At 70.8% G+C, this 18,136-nt stretch carries 14 protein-coding genes and 1 pseudogene; 11 read left to right on the top strand and 4 right to left on the bottom strand.

Features of this window, described 5'->3' with window-relative positions:
- Positions 1 to 160 precede the first annotated feature (160 nt).
- Both disA and radA read right to left on the bottom strand, forming a co-directional pair.
- On the bottom strand, positions 161 to 1,285 hold the full coding sequence (gene disA, locus ACFV6H_RS37615; protein WP_066952048.1) for a DNA integrity scanning diadenylate cyclase DisA: 1,125 nt from the start codon (positions 1,283 to 1,285) through the stop codon (positions 161 to 163).
- Positions 1,286 to 1,329: 44 nt separating this feature from the next.
- Positions 1,330 to 2,739: a DNA repair protein RadA gene (radA, locus tag ACFV6H_RS37610; RefSeq protein WP_385551364.1), complete on the bottom strand. Its 1,410-nt coding sequence runs from the start codon at positions 2,737 to 2,739 to the stop codon at positions 1,330 to 1,332.
- A 196-nt stretch (positions 2,740 to 2,935) separates the two neighbouring features.
- Between radA and ACFV6H_RS37605 the strand changes: the two genes are divergently transcribed.
- Positions 2,936 to 4,930 carry an RNA polymerase sigma factor gene (locus ACFV6H_RS37605; protein ID WP_385551368.1) on the top strand — a complete coding sequence of 665 codons (1,995 nt, stop codon included), beginning with the start codon at positions 2,936 to 2,938 and terminating at the stop codon, positions 4,928 to 4,930.
- A gap of 86 nt (positions 4,931 to 5,016) precedes the next feature.
- On the opposite strand, the gene ACFV6H_RS37600 is transcribed toward ACFV6H_RS37605, so the two are convergent.
- Positions 5,017 to 5,958 carry a hypothetical protein gene (locus tag ACFV6H_RS37600; protein ID WP_385551362.1) on the bottom strand — a complete coding sequence of 314 codons (942 nt, stop codon included), beginning with the start codon at positions 5,956 to 5,958 and terminating at the stop codon, positions 5,017 to 5,019.
- Between the two features lie 40 nt (positions 5,959 to 5,998).
- Between ACFV6H_RS37600 and ACFV6H_RS37595 the strand changes: the two genes are divergently transcribed.
- The 4 genes and pseudogenes from ACFV6H_RS37595 to ilvD all read left to right on the top strand — a co-directional run bounded on the left by ACFV6H_RS37595 (position 5,999) and on the right by ilvD (position 10,678).
- On the top strand, positions 5,999 to 6,931 hold the full coding sequence (locus ACFV6H_RS37595; RefSeq protein ID WP_384984154.1) for a Ppx/GppA family phosphatase: 933 nt from the start codon (positions 5,999 to 6,001) through the stop codon (positions 6,929 to 6,931).
- 22 nt (positions 6,932 to 6,953) lie between these two features.
- Positions 6,954 to 7,769, top strand: a pseudogene (locus ACFV6H_RS37590) (sugar phosphate isomerase/epimerase family protein); the annotation flags it as partial.
- Positions 7,770 to 8,055: 286 nt separating this feature from the next.
- Positions 8,056 to 8,667 (top strand): TetR family transcriptional regulator, encoded by a 612-nt coding sequence (locus ACFV6H_RS37585; RefSeq protein WP_385551360.1) that lies wholly within the window; start codon positions 8,056 to 8,058, stop codon positions 8,665 to 8,667.
- Positions 8,668 to 8,827: 160 nt separating this feature from the next.
- Positions 8,828 to 10,678: a dihydroxy-acid dehydratase gene (gene ilvD / locus ACFV6H_RS37580; protein WP_385551358.1), complete on the top strand. Its 1,851-nt coding sequence runs from the start codon at positions 8,828 to 8,830 to the stop codon at positions 10,676 to 10,678.
- Positions 10,679 to 10,763: 85 nt separating this feature from the next.
- Here ilvD and ACFV6H_RS37575 read toward each other — a convergent pair whose 3' ends face one another.
- Positions 10,764 to 13,124, bottom strand: coding sequence for a protein kinase (locus ACFV6H_RS37575; RefSeq protein WP_385551356.1), 2,361 nt, complete (start codon positions 13,122 to 13,124; stop codon positions 10,764 to 10,766).
- 123 nt (positions 13,125 to 13,247) lie between these two features.
- Here ACFV6H_RS37575 and ACFV6H_RS37570 point away from each other — a divergent pair, with 123 nt between their 5' ends.
- From ACFV6H_RS37570 to proC, 6 genes are all read left to right on the top strand, one after another.
- Complete coding sequence (locus ACFV6H_RS37570; RefSeq protein WP_384783357.1) at positions 13,248 to 13,574, top strand: peptidase; 327 nt, start codon at positions 13,248 to 13,250, stop codon at positions 13,572 to 13,574.
- 105 nt (positions 13,575 to 13,679) lie between these two features.
- Positions 13,680 to 14,201 (top strand): hypothetical protein, encoded by a 522-nt coding sequence (locus ACFV6H_RS37565; protein WP_385551366.1) that lies wholly within the window; start codon positions 13,680 to 13,682, stop codon positions 14,199 to 14,201.
- A gap of 38 nt (positions 14,202 to 14,239) precedes the next feature.
- A complete protein-coding gene (locus ACFV6H_RS37560) occupies positions 14,240 to 15,013 on the top strand; it encodes a class I SAM-dependent methyltransferase (protein WP_385551354.1) in 774 nt (257 codons plus the stop codon).
- Between the two features lie 77 nt (positions 15,014 to 15,090).
- On the top strand, positions 15,091 to 15,861 hold the full coding sequence (locus tag ACFV6H_RS37555) for an ABC transporter ATP-binding protein (RefSeq protein WP_385551352.1): 771 nt from the start codon (positions 15,091 to 15,093) through the stop codon (positions 15,859 to 15,861).
- Complete coding sequence (locus ACFV6H_RS37550) at positions 15,858 to 16,700, top strand: ABC transporter permease (RefSeq protein WP_385551350.1); 843 nt, start codon at positions 15,858 to 15,860, stop codon at positions 16,698 to 16,700. Before ACFV6H_RS37555 ends, ACFV6H_RS37550 begins: the two co-directional genes overlap by 4 nt.
- A gap of 163 nt (positions 16,701 to 16,863) precedes the next feature.
- A complete protein-coding gene (gene proC / locus ACFV6H_RS37545) occupies positions 16,864 to 17,673 on the top strand; it encodes a pyrroline-5-carboxylate reductase (protein ID WP_093598620.1) in 810 nt (269 codons plus the stop codon).
- The last annotated feature ends 463 nt before the right edge of the window (positions 17,674 to 18,136 follow it).

Raw genomic sequence — 18,136 nt, 5'->3', positions numbered from 1 at the left:
CCGCACCCACCCCCTACGACAACGTCGGCCTTCAAGACCTCAACCAGGTCTTGAAGGCCGACGTCACGCTCAGCCCGAATTAACCAACAGCATCCTCATCGGCCGGGGCGTTGTCGTTGCCGCTCCCGTTCCCGCGCGGCGTACGGGCGCTCGTACGGGATCAGACGTACCGCTCCAGGATCGAGGACTCCGCGAGCCGCGACAGGCCCTCGCGGACGCTGCGCGCCCGCGCCTCGCCGACGCCGTCCACCGTCTGGAGATCGTCCACGCTCGCCGCCAGCAGCTTCTGGAGGCCGCCGAAGTGCTCGACCAGCCGCTCGATGATGGCGCCGGGCAGCCGCGGCACCTTGGCCAGCAGCCGGTAACCACGCGGCGAGACCGCGGAGTCGAGCGTCTCCGGCGCTCCGCTGTAGCCCAGCGCCCTTGCCACGGTGGGCAGTTCCAGCAGCTCCGAGTGGCTCAGCGAGTCCAGTTCGCCGAGTGCCTCGTCGACCGTACGGGCCCGCTTTGCGGTCGGCTCGGGCACATAGTCACGCGCGACCAGATCCCGCTCCGGCTCCACGCCCGCGATCAACTCGTCCAGCTGGAGGGAGAGAAGCCGGCCGTCGGTGCCCAGCTCCACCACATACTCGGCGATCTCCGTGGCGATCCGGCGCACCATCTCCAGCCGCTGTGCCACCGCCGTCACGTCCCGGACCGTCACCAGGTCCTCGATCTCCAGCGCGGAGAGCGTGCCCGCCACCTCGTCAAGACGGAGCTTGTACCGCTCCAGGGTGGCCAGCGCCTGGTTCGCCCGGGACAGGATCGCCGCGGACTCCTCCAGGACCCGGCGCTCGCCGTTCACATACAGCGCGATCAGCCGCATCGACTGGGATACGGAGACGACCGGGAAGCCGCACTGCTTGGACACCCGGTCCGCGGTGCGGTGCCGGGTGCCGGTCTCCTCCGTGGGGATGGAGGACTCGGGGACCAACTGGACGCCGGCCCGCAGAATCTTGGTGATGTCCTTGTCGAGGATGAGCGCGCCGTCGAGCTTGCACAGCTCGCGCAGCCGGGTCGCGGTGAACTCCACGTCCAGCACGAACCCGCCCGTACACATCGATTCGACGGTCTTGTCCATGCCCAGGACGATGAGACCGCCGGTGTTTCCGCGCAGGATCCGCTCCAGCCCGTCGCGCAGGGCCGTGCCCGGCGCGACCGCGCTCAGTGAGGCGCGCATCAGCGCTTCGTTGCCGGAGCCCGCGCCGGACTTTCCGGGTGCTGATGCCCGGTCGTTGGCTGCCACTGCACTCCTCCGGCTCGTACGGATGGGCGAGACCAGGGCAAAGTCTACCGGCGAGCGTTGTCCTCCCGTGAGGCCTCCGCACGACCCCGGCGCGGCAGCACCCTGAGAGCATCACCCATGTCGGCGACTTCTGTGACCTTCATACCGGCAGGGATCTTCCCTGGATCGGTCGGAACGAGGGCCTGGGTGAAGCCGAGCCGATGGGCCTCCGCCAGTCTGCGCTGGACGCCCGTGACCCGTCTGACCTCGCCCGCGAGGCCCACTTCGCCGATCGCGACCAGGTTCTTCGGCAGCGGGGTGTCGCTGGCCGCGGAGGCCAGCGCGAGAGCGATCGCCAGATCGGCGGCGGGCTCGGAGAGCTTCACGCCGCCGACCGTGGCGCTGTAGATGTCCCGCTTGCCGAGCGCGCTGATCCGGCCGCGCTGCTCCAGCACGGCGAGCATCATCGAGACCCGGGAGGTCTCCAGACCGGAGGTGGTGCGCCGGGGTGAAGGGATCTGCGAGTCGACCGTGAGCGCCTGCACCTCGGCGACGAGCGGACGGCGGCCTTCGAGCGTGACGGTGAGGCAGGTGCCCGGCACGGGCTCGTCACGCCGGGTGAGGAAGAGGCCCGACGGATCGGTGAGACCGGTGATCCCTTCGTCGTGCAGCTCGAAGCAGCCGACCTCGTCGGTGGCCCCGTAGCGGTTCTTGATACCGCGCACGAGCCGCAGCCGGGCGTGCCGGTCGCCCTCGAAGGACAGCACCACATCCACGAGGTGTTCGAGCAGCCTCGGCCCGGCGATCGCGCCGTCCTTGGTGACATGGCCCACGAGCAGAGTGGCCATACCGCGCTCCTTGGAGGCCCGGATGAGCGCGCCCGCGACCTCTCTGACCTGGGCCATCCCGCCGGGCGCGCCATCGATCTCGGGCGAGGCCACGGTCTGTACGGAGTCCAGGATCAGCAGGGACGGCTTGACCGCGTCGAGATGGCCGAGAACGGCGGAGAGATCGGTCTCGGCGGCGAGATAGAGATGGTCGTGGATGGCCTTGATCCGGTCCGCGCGCAGCCGGACCTGGCTGGCGGACTCCTCACCCGTCACATAGAGCGTGCGGTGATCTTCGCTGGCCGCCTTCGCCGCGACATCGAGCAGCAGCGTGGACTTGCCGACGCCCGGCTCGCCCGCGACCAGCACGACGGCGCCGGGGACGAGACCGCCGCCGAGCACGCGGTCCAGCTCGGCCACGCCCGTGGAGCGCGCGGTGGCGGTACGGACGTCCACCTGGCCGATGGGGAGCGCGGCGGTGGAGACCCGGCCGGCCGCGGTGGTCCGTACGGCGGGCGCGCCGTACTCCTCGACCGTGCCCCAGGCCTGGCATTCGGGGCAGCGGCCGAGCCACTTGGCGGTCGTCCAGCCGCACTCGGTACAGCGGTAGGACGGCCTGTCCTTTGCGGTTTTCGTACGGGCAGCCATGGCGTCACCGTATAGGGCCCTACTGACAACGCTGACCATGCTGCCAACGCTGCCGGCGCAGACCCGGCCCAGCGCTCCGGAACTCGTCGAAACGTGCTCCAGGTGTCCCCTTTTGAGCGATAAATTCACCCGTATGAGTTAAATGTGCTCAAGGGTTGTGAAAGGCGCGGGCCGCGCTGTCTACCGTCGCCAGGTGATGAGCAGCAGCCCCGAATCCGCCCCGCACACCACCGGCGCACACCGTGCGGCTCGTCGTGCGCCCCGTTCGGTGGCGCAGCACCCGCCCGTGCGCTACGAGCCGTACCTGGACGGCCTGTTCACGTACTGCCTCTCCGTCCTCTGCGACCACGACGACGCGACCGAGGTCCTCGGCGACGCCCTGTCGATCGCCGAGCGCCAGGGCGCCAAGTGCCCTTCGGACGCCGGGGAGCGCAAGGCGTGGTTGTACGCCCTCGCCCGCTGGGCCTGCCAGCGCAAGCTCACCGAACAGCGCCGCACCCGCCCGGGGGCGCACTCGGCGCAACGCGCGCCGGAGTCCGCACCGGCGGCCGAGGTCCCACCGGAGACCGCCGCGCTCCGCCGGCGTGAACTCGCACTGCTGGCCTGGCCCGAGGCCGCCGGTACGACACCGGAGCAGCGCGAGATCCTGGAGCTGGCCGTACGGCACCGGCTCGGCCCGCGCGAGGTCGCCGCCGTGCTCTCCATGCAGCTCCCGGCCGCCCGTGAGCTGCTCGCCTCCGCCGCCTGCGAGGTCGAGCGCACGCGCGCCGCGCTGGCGGTGGTGGACAGCGGTGACTGCCCGTCCGTCGCCCGGCTCACCGGTGACAGCCAGGTACTGCTGTCCGCCGCGCTCCGGCGTGAACTGGTCCGGCACGTCGACGACTGCCCGCGCTGCCGCCGTACCGCCGAGCGCGCCGAGGCCGCGGGCCCATGGCCGGGATCACGTACCGCGCCCGTCGCGCCCGGCGCAGGCGCCTCTCCGGGCGCAGCCGCTTCTCCCGTCACGGGCGCCTCCGTGCCCCCGCGTACGCCCGGCCCGACGGGCTCCGGCAGCGCCGACAGCTCCGCCGGTTCCGCGCCGGGCGCGGCCTCGCCCGCCGTCCTGCCGCTCGTCACGGCGCCCAGGACCGCCGCGTACGCCGCGATGACGCGCGTGCCACGGGCCCGTACGACGGCGCCGCGCTTCGGCCGCGACGGATTCCCGATGGATCCCAAGGACCGGGCCGCCCGCCGCGACCGGCTGCGGGCCCGCGCCGTGACGACCACGGTGGTGGCGACCGTCGTCGCCGCTCCCGTGCTCGCGCTCTGGGCCGCGTACCGAAGCGCGCCGCCGACCGGCGAGGGCCACGAAGGCTCCTCGGTCAGCGCGGGCGAGGCCGGTAAGGGCGAGGCCGACGGGCGGCCCGGCCGGGACGGGCGGCCGTACGACCACTACGAGAACACCGGAAGCGCCGCGAGCGGCTCCGACGCGGGCTTCGGCAGTGGCCGTACGCCGGACATCTTCGTGGAGGTCGTCAGCGACGGTACGGCCGTGCCGTCCTCGCGCCCGGGACAGCCCGCTCCCGGCCGTATCACCGTCGAGGCATGGCCGGCCGGCGGTACGACGACGATCACGCTCAGGGCGTCCGGCGGAGCGCCGGTCGCCTGGACCGCCGGGACGACCGCTCCCTGGCTCCGGCTGAGCAGCCACTACGGCATGCTCGCGCCCGGTGAGTCCTTCACGATCCGGGTCTTCGTGGACCACCGGCGCGAGCCGTCCGGGCCCTGGAGCGCGCGGATCGCGGTGTATCCGACAGGTTCGACGGTGAAGATCTACGGCTATGGCGCCAGGCCGCCGTCCTCGGGCCGTCCGTCGCGTCCCGGTCATGAGGGCCGTCCCGACCACCCGGGCCACCACGGCCCTCCAGGCCGTCCGGGCCGCCCTGAAGGTCCAGGACACCCGGGGCCTGGCAGGCCGCCGACATCTCCGGGCACCTCGGATCCCTCCGATCCCGGTCCGTCCCGGCCCACCGATCCCGCGCCCTCGGACCCGGACGATCCCGGCCCTTCCGACCCGGGACCCGGTCCCGGCCCCGGGGATCCAGGCCCGGTGCCCGGCGACGGCGACCCGGCGCCGTCCGACCCGGATCCCTCGGCGCCCGCGGACCCACCGCCGGGCAGCACATCGGACACACCCAGCACCGCGGGCTGACCGACGGCCGACGGCCGACGAGGACAGGCGGTCGGCGAAAACCGATGGCAGGCGACCGATGCCCGATACCCGATGCCCGGCCAGGCTCACGCCCTCGCAGGGTCAGCCGGATGCGGCGCCACCAGCGGAAGCTCGCTCGCCACACGCCGTTCGCACAGCTCGGCCAGCTCGTCGTACGCCGCCTTGCCCATCAGTTCCGTCAGCTCCGGCCGGTAGGTCTTGTACACCGGCTCGCCCGCGCCGTGCGCCGACGTGGCCGACGTGCACCACCAGTGCAGATCGTGGCCGCCGGGACCCCAGCCGCGCCGGTCGTACTCACCGATCGACACCCGCAGCACCCGCGTCTCGTCGGGCCGCTCGATCCAGTCGTACGTACGCCGCACCGGAAGCTGCCAGCAGACGTCCGGCTTCGTCTCCAGCGGTTCACGACCTTCGCGCAGCGCCAGGATGTGGAGCGAACAGCCCGCGCCACCGGCGAAGCCGGACCGGTTCTGGAAGATGCAGGAGCCCTTCCAGCGCCGCGTCTGGCGCTCGCCGTCCTCGTCGGTCTGTGTCCAGCCGGCCGTCGTGCCCTCCTTGTGGAACTGCCACAGCTCCGGAGTCAGACGCGCCACATGCCCGGCGACCCGCTTCTCGTCGTCCTCGTCGGAGAAGTGCGCGCCCAGCGTGCAGCATCCGTCGTCGGCGCGGCCCGCCTGGATGCCCTGGCAGCCGCTGCCGAAGATGCAGGACCACCGTGAGGTGAGCCAGGTCAGATCGCAGCGGAAGACCTGCTGCTCGTCGGCGGGATCGGGGAATTCGACCCAGGCGCGAGCGAAGTCGAGGCCCTTCTCGTCCGGGTCCTTCTCGTCAGGGTCCTTCACGTCCGGGCCCTTCGCATCGGCGACCGGAGCTGCGCTCCCGGCTTTTCCGGCATTTCTGGTATTCCGCTTGTTCCGTGTATCGCGGACTTCCCGGGCCTCCTCCGGTCGCTCCTGCTTGTTCGGTCCGTTGGCTTTGCCCGGCTTCGCCTTTTTCGTCTTTGGCACAGGTCCAGCGTATGCGCGCGCTCGCAGTAGCGTTCCGTTCATGAGACTCGGAGTCCTCGATGTCGGTTCGAACACCGTTCATCTGCTGGCTGTGGACGCCCACCGCGGCGCCCGCCCGCTGCCCGCGTATTCGCACAAGGCGGAGCTGCGGCTCGCCGAACTGCTCGACGCGGACGGTGCCATAGGGCCCGAGGGCGTCGACCGGCTCGTGGCGACCGTCGCGGACGCGCTCCAGACCGCCGAGGACAAGGGCTGTGAGGCCGTGCTGCCGTTCGCGACCTCCGCCGTACGGGAGGCCAGCAACGCCGATCAGGTGCTCGGGCGTGTCAAGAGCGAGACCGGCGTGGATCTCGAAGTGCTCACCGGTGAGGAGGAGGCCCGGCTGACCTTTCTCGCCGCCCGCCGCTGGTTCGGCTGGTCGGCCGGGAAACTGCTGGTCCTGGACATCGGAGGCGGCTCCCTGGAGATCGCGTACGGACTCGACGAGGAGCCCGACGCGGCCGTCTCCCTGCCGCTGGGCGCGGGCCGGCTGACGGCCTCCTGGCTGCCCGGCGATCCGCCCGATCCGGTCGATGTGAAGGCCCTGCGCCGTCATGTACGCGCCGAGATCGCCCGTACGGTCGGCGAATTCGCCCGGTTCGGCACACCGGACCATGTGGTGGCGACGTCCAAGACCTTCCGGCAGCTCGCCCGGCTCGCCGGCGCCGCGCGCTCCGCAGAGGGCCTGTACGTACAGCGCGAACTGAGTCGTACGTCACTGGAGGAGTGGGTCCCCAAGCTGGCCGCGATGACCTCGCTCCAGCGCGGCGGGCTCCCGGGCGTCTCGGAGGGACGGTCCTCCCAGCTGCTGGCGGGAGCGCTGGTCGCGGAGGGTGCGATGGACCTGTTCGGGATCGAGGTCGTGGAGATCTGTCCCTGGGCGCTGCGCGAGGGCATCATCCTGCGCCGGCTCGACCAGCTCCCGACGACATAGAGGCTGCCCTTACGCTGTCTCCGTGGCAGAACCAGTGGTGCGGGTCCCGGATGCGAAGGTCGCCCTGTCGACGGCCTCCGTCTATCCGGAGTCCACGGCGACGGCTTTCGAGATCGCCGCGCGCCTCGGGTACGACGGTGTCGAGATCATGGTCTGGACCGATCCCGTCAGCCAGGACATCGAGGCACTGCGCCGGCTCTCCGACTATCACCAGGTGCCGGTACTGGCCATACATGCGCCCTGTCTGCTGATCACACAGCGGGTGTGGTCGACCGATCCATGGGTGAAGCTCCAGCGGGCGCGGGCGGCGGCCGAGCGGCTCGGTGCCTCCACGGTGGTCGTCCATCCGCCGTTCCGCTGGCAGCGGCAGTACGCGCGCGATTTCGTCACCGGTATCTGGCGGATGGCGGGCGAGACGGACGTACGGTTCGCGGTCGAGAACATGTACCCGTGGCGGTACCGGGACCGCGAGATGCTCGCGTACGCGCCCGACTGGGATGTCACCAAGGACGACTACCGGCATTTCACGGTCGATCTCTCGCACACGGCGACCGCCCGTACCGATGCCATGGGCATGATCGACCGGATGGGCGACCGGCTCGGGCATGTCCATCTCGCGGACGGCAGGGGCTCGGCGAAGGACGAGCATCTCGTACCGGGACGCGGCACCCAGCCCTGCGCCGAGCTGCTGGAACGGCTGGCGGGCACCTCGTTCGACGGTCATGTGGTGATCGAGGTCAATACGCGCCGGGCGATGTCCTCGGCGGAACGCGAGGCGGATCTGGCGGAGGCGCTGGCCTTCACCAGGCTGCATCTCGCGCAGTCCGCGGCGCGGCTCGGCGCACGACCGGGAGTGCCGTCGGCGAGTCCGTCGGCAGCCGCCGCGGAGGGCTCGTCCTCCCCGACACCGACGGCAGCGTCTCAGGAGGCGTCCCAGGCGTCCTCCCCGGCCTCCTCCCAGGCTTCGTCCTCCGCTCCTTCCCCGGAGCCGTCCTCCACGTCGCCGTCCTCCCCGGAACCGTCCTCCGCTCCGTCTCCCGGGCCGCCCGCCTCGCGTGAGTCCCGAACCCCAGGCCGTACCCCAGGCTCCTCGGGAGTTCGCCCTTCATGATCGGCAAGGCCCCATGACCGATATGGCTCCACGCCGTCGCGGCCGTCCCGCCCGCAAGGACATGGACTCGGGCCCCAGCGCCCAGCAGAAGATCCTCGAATCGGCCCGCGCGGAGTTCGCCGAGCGCGGCTACGACAAGACCTCCATCCGCGGTATCGCCAAGGCCGCGGGCGTCGACCCGGCGCTCGTCCACCACTACTTCGGTACGAAGGACGAGGTCTTCGCGGCGGCCATCGAGGTCTCCTTCGAACCGGCCCTGATGCTGCCCGCGCTGCTGGCCGACGGCATGGACGGCATCGGCGAGCGGCTCGCCCGCTATTTCATCGGGATCTGGGAGAACCCGGTGACCCGTGCGCCGCTGCTGGCGATCATGCGCTCCGCCCTGACGCACGATGCGGCGGCGAAGGTGCTGCGTACGTTCGTCCTGCGCCGGCTGCTGGAGCGGATCGCGGAGGAGCTCGACGTACCGGATCCGACGTTCCGCGCCGAACTGGCCGCCTCCCACATGATCGGAATCGCGTTCCTCCGCTATGTGATCAAGGCGGATCCGCTGGCCTCCGCGGACTCCGAGCAGATCGTCAGAATGGTGGCGCCCACGCTCCAGCGGTATCTGACCGAAAGCTGAGCGGCCGTTCCGTATGCGTTCCGTACCGCAGAGCAGCCGTTCCGTATACCGGACAAGGCGTCCAGATCTTGGAGCGTGGGCGTAGGCTCTCAGACAGCCATTTCCGCCGAAGGATCCGTGACGTCCGCCGTCGACGGATCTGCTGAAGGAGCGAGCGACGATGCCCGAGCTGAGGTCCCGCACTGTCACCCACGGCCGCAATATGGCGGGCGCACGCGCCCTGATGCGGGCTTCGGGCGTAGCGAGCGCGGACATCGGCAAGCCGATCGTCGCGGTGGCCAACTCCTTCACCGAGTTCGTGCCGGGACACACACATCTCGCGCCGGTCGGCCGCATCGTCTCCGAGGCGATCAAGGCCGCGGGCGCGGTGCCGCGCGAGTTCAACACCATCGCCGTGGACGACGGCATCGCGATGGGCCACGGCGGGATGCTCTACTCCCTGCCGTCCCGCGATCTGATCGCCGACTCGGTCGAGTACATGGTCGAGGCGCACTGCGCGGACGCGCTGATCTGCATCTCCAACTGCGACAAGATCACTCCCGGCATGCTGATGGCCGCGATGCGCCTCAACATCCCCACGGTCTTCGTCTCCGGCGGCCCGATGGAGGCCGGCAAGGCGACGCTCGTGGACGGTACGGTCCGCAAGCTCGACCTGATCAACGCGATCTCGGACGCGGTCAACGAGAGCGTCTCGGACGAGGACATCCTCCGTATCGAGGAGAACGCCTGTCCCACCTGCGGCTCCTGCTCCGGCATGTTCACCGCCAACTCGATGAACTGTCTGACGGAGGCCATCGGCCTCTCGCTGCCCGGCAACGGCTCGGTGCTGGCCACGCACACCGCCCGTAAGGCGCTGTACGAGAACGCGGGCCGCACGGTCGTGGAGATCACCAAGCGCTACTACGAGCAGGACGACGAGTCGGTCCTGCCGCGCAGCATCGCCACCCGCGCCGCCTTCGACAACGCCATGGCGCTGGACATCGCCATGGGCGGCTCGACCAACACCATCCTCCATCTGCTCGCCGCCGCCCAGGAGGCCGAGCTGGAGTACGACCTCGCCGACATCGACGCCGTCTCGCGCCGTGTCCCGTGTCTGGCCAAGGTCGCGCCCAATGTCGCTCCGGGCGGTACGTACTACATGGAGGACATCCACCGGGCCGGCGGTATCCCGGCGATCCTCGGCGAGCTGTACCGCGGCGGTCTGCTCAACGAGCATGTGCACACCGTCCACTCGGCGAGCATCAAGGACTGGCTGGAGACCTGGGACGTGCGCGGCGGCTCACCGTCCGACGAGGCCGTCGAGCTGTGGCACGCCGCGCCCGGCTGTGTCCGCTCCGCCGAGGCCTTCTCCCAGTCCGAGCGCTGGGAAACGCTCGACACGGACGCCGCGAACGGCTGTGTGCGCGATGTCGCCCACGCCTACTCCAAGGACGGCGGTCTGGCGGTCCTCAAGGGCAATCTCGCCGAGGACGGCTGTGTCGTGAAGACGGCCGGTGTCGACGAGTCGATCTGGACCTTCGAGGGCCCGGCCGTCGTCTGCGAGTCGCAGGAGGAGGCCGTCGAGAAGATCCTCCGTAAGGAGATCACCGAGGGCGATGTGATCGTCATCCGGTACGAGGGCCCGCGTGGCGGTCCCGGGATGCAGGAGATGCTCTACCCGACCTCGTATCTGAAGGGCCGAGGCCTCGGCAAGTCCTGTGCGCTGGTGACCGACGGACGCTTCTCCGGCGGTACGTCGGGTCTGTCGATCGGCCACGCCTCGCCCGAGGCGGCCTCGGGCGGCACGATCGCGCTGGTCCACGACGGCGACCGGATCCGGATCGACATCCCGGACCGCTCGATCGAACTGCTCGTCGCCGAGGACGAGCTCGCGGCGCGCCGCGAGGCGCTGAACGGCACCTACGCACCGGCCGCCCGCGAACGCAAGGTCTCGGTGGCGCTGCGCGCGTACGCGGCGATGGCGACCAGCGCGGACAAGGGCGCGGTACGGGACGTGACCAGGCTGGGCTGAGCCGCGCGTAGCACTCGTACGTACCGTGCGCCCCGGATCCCGCTGAGGGACCGGGGCGCACGGCTGCGCTGTAAAGGGGTTCAGTTCACCAGCGCGCGGGATCCCGGCTGTCGACCGCGAACACGGATCCGTCGGGCGCGCTGGCAAGGACCTTCCCGGGAACGGTGACTGGCATGGGCAGCGCTCCGGACAGCGTGTCGCGTCCCTCGCCCATCCGCGGCTTCGTCTGTCCCATCAGCACACCACGCCGCGCGTCCACGGCGAGCAGCCGCCCGTCGCCCGCGCTCATGAAGAGCCAGGTGCCCGCGGCCGTGGGCCGGGACGCGCGCGTGACCGAGGTTTCGAGCCGCCAGCGCTGGCCGGGCCCGGCGCCTGCGCCGTCGCCCGTGTCGACGGCGAGCAGCGAGCCCGTGTAGCCGACGACATAGACCAGGTCACCGGCGACGGTGGCCTGGGCCTGGTCGACCGGCGAGGGCAGCGGGACACGCCGTACGGCAAGGCTCGACGCGTCAAGGCGTACGACGGCGTCGGTCATGTCGTTGGTGCCGCTGGAGAGCAGGAAGAGCGCGCCGTCCGACGCTCCGGCCGGAGTCAGCATGCCCGTCAGCCGCTTCTCCCAGAGCAGGGTCCCGTCCGCCGGATCGATGGCGCTCACCGCGGTGGCGGTGCCGTCGGGCGACGGTGTGGCGGCGAACAGCGGGCCGTCGGCGCCGTCGCCCGCCGTCCAGACGGAACCGGTCCCGCCGCGCCGCTCCTCCCAGCGCTCGGCGCCGGTCGCGCCGTCCAGCGACCGCACCAGCCCGTCGTACGAAACGAGCAGTACGGAGTCGGCCGCGTGCCGGACGGTGGCGTACGAGGAGATGTCGACGCTCCAGCGCTCGGCGCCCGAGCCGGGATCCAGCGCCTCCAGACGGCTGCCGCCGGGCGTGATGACATGCAGCAGCCCACCGGAGACGACCGGCGCCGCGCCCTCGTCCGCGTCCGTCATGACGTGGTCGTCCCGTACGGACCAGCCCATCTCGCCGTCGGCCGGGCTGATCCGGGCCGCCTTGACTCCCGGAGCCGTGCAGTAGACGGCGGTGCCGGCGCCGGTGCCGTCGGCCGAGCACACGGGCATACGGTTCGCGCCCTTGCCGCCGCCCAGCTCGATCTGCCAGGGACGGAACGTCTCGTCGGCCCGCCCGGCGCTCGGCGGAGCGGGAGCGGCATCGTCATCCGTCGCAGCGCGCACACCGGCGAAACCGGCCACGGCGAGCGCGACCACCGCCACACCGGCCGCGAGCCAACGGGCGCGCGGAAGACGGCGGCCGGGAGACGGGACGGTCCGGGCCCGCCCTGCCCTGAGCCGGGTCGTACGGAGCCGGTCGTCGGCCAACCGGTCGTCGGCCGGCGCACGGTCCGCAGAGCCGTCGCTCAGGGAGCGCCCGTCCTGCGCATCGGCGGCGCCCGCGTGACCGGAGTGACCGGACTGATCGGCGTGCCCTGAGTGATTGGTGGGAGTCGAGTCCGCGCTCCCGGCCGCCTCGGGCCAGCGACGCTGCGCCGGTATCAGCGACCTCGCTCCTTGCGCGCCCGTCGCTCCCTGCGCGCCACGCGTGGTCGGCAACTCCGGCGTTCCTTGCGCGGAGGTGCGCAGCGCGGCCATCAACTCGTCCGGCGTCGGCCGGTCTTCCGGCTCCTTCGACAGACACCGCGTGACCAGAGGCAGCAGGCTCTCGGGGACGCCAGCCAGGTCCGGCTCGTTGTGGACGACTTGGTACGCGACGATATAAGGGCTGTCGGAGTCGAAGGGCCCGCGCCCGGTCGCCGCGTGGACCAGCACCGCGCCCATCGCGAACACATCGGCGGCGGGACCGACTTCGCGCGGGCGCTGGAACTGCTCGGGCGCCATGAACGGCGGTGTCCCGATCAGCTTGCCCGTCTCCGTCCGCAGATCACTGTCCGCCGGGCGCGAGATGCCGAAGTCGATGACCTTGGGACCGTCCGACGCCAATAGGACATTGCTCGGCTTGAGATCGCGGTGCACCACACCGGCCCGGTGGATGTCGCGCAGTCCTTCGGCGAGTCCCGCGCCGAGCCTGGCCAATTCGCCTGCGTTCAGCGGACCGTTCCGCTTCACCCGCTCCGCGAGAGTGGGCCCGTCGATGAACAGCGTTGCCATCCACGGGCGTTCCGCCTCCGGGTCGGCGTCCACGACGGGCGCGGTGAAGGCTCCGCTCACCCGGCGCGCCGCCGCGACCTCCTGCCGGAACCGGGCTCTGAACTCCGGATCCGAGGCGTGGTTGACATGGATGACCTTGACGGCGAGCCGCAACCCGGAAGCGGAGGTGGCCAGATGGACCTCGCCCATACCGCCCGAGCCCAGGGCTGCTTCGAGCTGATAGCGACCGGCGTAATCCGGACGTTCCGCTTCCGGGGCCGACCCGGTGTTGCGCAGTGGTGGCACCGCCCACCCCCGTGTATTCGTGCGCGAGCGCGACTCACGGAGCCTAGTCGATGATGCGTGCGATCCAGCCATCGGTTGCTAGCCTGCGAAGCAGATCGTGCACCTTCAATGGGGGAGGACCGAATGGCAGTCGAAGAGGTTGAGAGCGCGGCGGAGGAAGTCGGAGAGACGGCGGTCGAGGCCGCGGTCGAGACGGCCGCGGCCACGCGCTATCCGATCGCGCCGGGCTATCGGGTGAACGTACGCAGCGGACCGGGTACGAACTACCGGCTCGTCCGGGTCCTCTCGTACGGAGCGACCGTGCCGATCAACTGTCAGAAGCCGGGAGAGTGGGTCACAGGCCCGTACGGCACCACCAATATCTGGGACAACATCGCCAACGGCCAGTACGTCTCCGACGCCTACGTACACACGGGCAGCGACGGCTATATCACCGTGCGCTGCACCTGATGCCCGGGGTGAACCGCGCACGGGGATAATCGTCCCGTGAGCGACCACCACCCGGAGCAGCACGAGCAGCCCGAAGCCACCACGACCGCGACCACGTCAGCGCCTGTGAACGGGGAGGCGGACGACACCAGTCGTGGCCGTGGTGGCCCGGAGCCCGAGGCCATCCGTTTCTTCGGTACGACCTGGGTCGGCCACGACGGCGGATACGCGGCACGGCGTGTCGCGGTCGCCGTCGGCTCGCTCGCCACCGCCTTCGCCGCCTGCTTCATCCTCCGCTTCGCCTACCAGGGCCTGGAGATCGCGGAAGTGGGCTCCTTCGTGGGCCTGCTCGTCGTCGTGATGTTCGCGGTGTGCAGCGCCGTCGCCTTCCGCGGGACCTGGGAGGGCTTCGGCAGCCGCCCGGCCGACCGCGGCCGCGAGGAGCCCCTGCGCGGTCTCCGCGCGATCGGCTTCATCGGCTCGCTGGCCGCCTACTTCCTGCGCTCCCTCACCGAGGCCCCGGGCGAAGGGCTGCGCCGCCGCGAGTACGAGGCCGCCCTCGTCCAGTACGAGCGCCGCCGCACCGCCCGCACGGGCAATCCGGCCGCCCGCCGCGCCGCCAAGGCCGGGAAACGCAAGCGCGCGTAGAGCCACCGCGCTAGAGCCATCGCGCCCTGGCCAGCAGGATGGGGCGTATGACTGAGCGAGCACTCTCCTTCGACGCCGTCGCCGACCAGTACGACACCTCCCGTCCCGGGTATCCGCCCGCGCTCTTCGACGCCGTCGAGGAACTGACCGGCCGTTCTCTCGGCGGCTCCCGAACCATCGACGTGGGCGCCGGCACCGGTATCGCCACCCGACTGCTGCGCGAGCGCGGTGCCCATGTCATCGCCGTCGAACCGGGACCCGGCATGGCCGGCCGGCTCCACCGCACGCTTCCCGAGGTCCCGCTCGTACGGGGCTACGGCGACGCCCTGCCCTTCGCCGACGGCAGCGCCGATCTCATCACCTACGCCCAGTCCTGGCACTGGACCGACCGGGACCGCTCCCTGCCCGAGGCACTGCGCGTCCTCAGGCCCGGTGGCGCGCTCGCCCTCTGGTGGAACGTCTCGGACGCCGACGTGCCCTGGATCGCCGCCCAGGACGCCCGTACCCGCCAGTGGGCCGACGACGGCGCCCATGGTGCCCACGGCACCGCCCGGGGCCATCGCCATCTGCCCGACGGGCTGCGCTTCGAGGAGCGCCGGGTGCCCTGGACCCGGCGCGTCACGCTCGACACCCATCTCGACAATCTCGCCACGCACTCCGTCTTCCGGATGCTCGGTGAGGAGAGCACGGCCCGCTTCCTCGCCCGGGAGCGCGCGGAGCTGCTCACCGTCTTCCCGGACGGGCTGGTCGAGGAGGCATACGCCGTCGAACTGACCGTCACCCACCGCCCGCCCGCTCCGTCCGCCGCCTGACACCTCGCCCGTACCGCCACCCGCCCGTACCGCCGCACACCTTGACGGCGCGGTCTCCGGCCCACACTATTCATCACATGATGAATTCCACTGAGGCTGCCGCCATCCATGCGCAAGGCCTCACCGTCCGACGAGGCGACCGCACCGTCCTGCGCGGCCTCGGCTTCTCCGTACCTCCCGGCCAGATCACCGGCCTGCTCGGCCCTTCCGGCTGCGGCAAGTCGACTCTGATGCGCGCCGTCGTCGGCACCCAGGCCAAGGTCACCGGCACTCTCGATGTCCTCGGCCGGCCCGCCGGCGACGCCGCGCTCCGCGCCCGGATCGGCTATGTCACCCAGGCGCCCTCCGTCTACGACGATCTGACGGTCCGGCAGAACCTGGACTACTTCGCCGCCGTGCTCGATCCGGGCCGCTCCCGCCGCACGGCCCGCCGCGAGACCGTCACCCGTGCCATCGAGGACGTCGACCTCACCTCCCACGCCGACTCACTGGCCGGCCGGCTCTCCGGCGGCCAGCGGGGCCGGGTCTCCCTCGCCGTCGCCCTGCTCGGCACTCCCGAACTCCTCGTCCTCGACGAACCGACCGTCGGCCTCGATCCCGTACTCCGCCGCGATCTGTGGGACCTCTTCCACCGCATCGCCGCCGAGCGCGCCGCGACGATCCTCGTCTCCTCCCATGTCATGGACGAAGCCGAACGCTGCCATCGGCTCCTCCTCATGCGCGAGGGCGAGATCCTCGCCGACGACACCCCGGACGCCCTGCGCACCCGTACGGACTCCGAGACCGTCGAAGCGGCCTTCCTCCATCTGGTCGACCAGGCCAACGCACTCCAGGAGAGCGCCCGATGAGCACCACGACTCCCTCCACGACGCCCACCAAGGCCAGCACCGGCACCGGGACCACAGACGGGACGGGCAGGACAGGCAGGACGGGCAGCACCACAGCGCCCGTCTCCGCCGCCCGCACCCTGGCCACCGCCGCCCGTGTGCTCCGTCAGCTACGGCACGATCCGCGCTCGATCGCGCTGATGATCCTCGTCCCGTGCGTGATGCTTTTCCTGCTCCGTCATGTCTTCGACGGCAGCCCGCGCACCTTCGACGCCATCGGCGCCTCGCTCCTCGGCATCTTCCCGCTCATCACGATGTTCCTGGTCACCTCGATCGCCACCCTGCGCGAACGCACCTCGGGCACCCTGGAACGCCTGCTCGCCATGCCGCTGGGCAAGGCCGACCTGATCACCGGCTACGCCCTCGCCTTCGGCCTCCTCGCCATCGTCCAGTCAGCCCTCGCCACCGGCCTCGCGGTCTGGGCCCTCGGGCTGGACGTCGTGGGATCCACCTGGCTCCTGCTTCTCGTCGCACTTCTCGACGCCCTGCTCGGCACGGCCCTCGGACTCTTCGTCTCCGCCTTCGCCTCCTCCGAGTTCCAGGCGGTCCAGTTCATGCCCGCGGTGATCTTTCCCCAGCTCCTCCTCTGCGGTCTCTTCACTCCGCGCCCGAACATGCAGCCCGTGCTCGAAGCGATCTCCAACGTCCTGCCCATGTCGTACGCCGTCGACGGTATGGACGAAGTCCTCCGCCACCCGGACATCACCGGCGACTTCGTACGTGACGTACTGATCGTCGCGGGCTGCGCCGTACTCGTCCTGGCCCTGGGCGCGGCCACACTCCGCCGCCGCACGGCATAGGAAACCGTCCACCGCCGGCCCGCCCGCCTCGGCCGGCGACGCCGTACCGGGTACGGCCACGCCGTACCGCCCATCGGACACCTCACGCCCGCCTCCGAGCCCGGTGCGAGGATGGGAAGCGGACAACAGCACCACCCATCCCCACCGGCGAGGTGACCCCGAAATGCCCCAGACAGTCGCAGTCCTCGGCACCGGCAAGATCGGCGAGGCCCTGCTCAGCGGCATGATCCGGGCCGGCTGGCGACCGGCCGACCTGCTGGCCACCGCCCGCCGTGACGACCGCGCGGAAGAGCTGCGTAACCGCTACGGCGTCGAGACCGTCACCAACGCCGACGCCGCCAAACGCGCCGACATCCTCATCCTCGCCGTCAAGCCCCAGGACATGGGCAAGCTCCTCGACGAACTCACTCCTCATGTCACCGCCGACCGCCTGATCATCAGCGCCGCCGCCGGTATCACCACCGCCTTCATCGAGGAACGCCTGGCCTCCGGCACTCCTGTCGTACGCGTCATGCCCAATACGCCGGTGCTGGTCGATGAGGGCATGTCCGTCATCTCCGCCGGCAGCCATGCCCTCGCCGTGCATCTCGCCCATGCCGAAGAGATCTTCGGCGGCGTCGGCAAGACACTCCGCGTCCCGGAGTCCCAGCAGGACGCCGCCACCGCCCTCTCCGGCTCGGGCCCGGCCTACTTCTACTTCCTGGTCGAGGCCATGACCGACGCCGGCATCCTCCTCGGCCTGCCCCGCGCCCAGGCTCATGACCTGATCGTGCAGTCCGCCCTGGGCGCCGCCGTCATGCTGCGCGACAGCGGCGAGCATCCGGTGAAGCTCCGCGAGGCCGTGACCTCGCCCGCCGGGACCACCATCAACGCCATCCGGGAGCTGGAGAACCACGGCGTACGCGCGGCCCTCATCGCCGCCATCGAGGCGGCCCGTGACCGCAGCCGCGCCCTGGCCTCCGGCACCGGCTGACCTTCGCTCCGGCGGGGACCGCTGGTGTCCCCGCCCACTCGAACGGCTCATGAGTGCATATGTATCTGTCGGCCGCCGTCAGACGGCCCACCACTGAAGAGGATGCGTATGCGTTGTCATGGCCCTAGAGCAGCGGCCGACTCACGAAGTTGACATGCCAAACACTGATCCGTAATGTTCTCCGGGCTGTCCGACGTGAGCACCGGCCCAGGTCGGTCCCCGGACGGTCATTCCGCAGGACTCATTACAAGCACGCGACGGCTCGTCGCATTGCTTTGCGTGTGCCTTCGCGAAATGAGGAATCCGCGTTCGAAGGAACGCGACACCCCGATTAGCGTCGGGGCCTGGGATTCCGCTAAAGTCTCACTCGTCGGAACGGCCGAAGGGCCGGGAAGGCAGCCCACTCCGACTGGGAATCAGGCCCGAAAGGATCTGATAGAGTCGGAAACGCAAGACAGCAAGA

The sequence above is a fragment of the Streptomyces sp. NPDC059743 genome, assembly GCF_042732975.1.
Lineage (GTDB): Bacteria > Actinomycetota > Actinomycetes > Streptomycetales > Streptomycetaceae > Streptomyces.
Note: the sequence above shows the minus strand (reverse complement) of the source record. Positions and strands in the feature narration are given on the sequence as shown.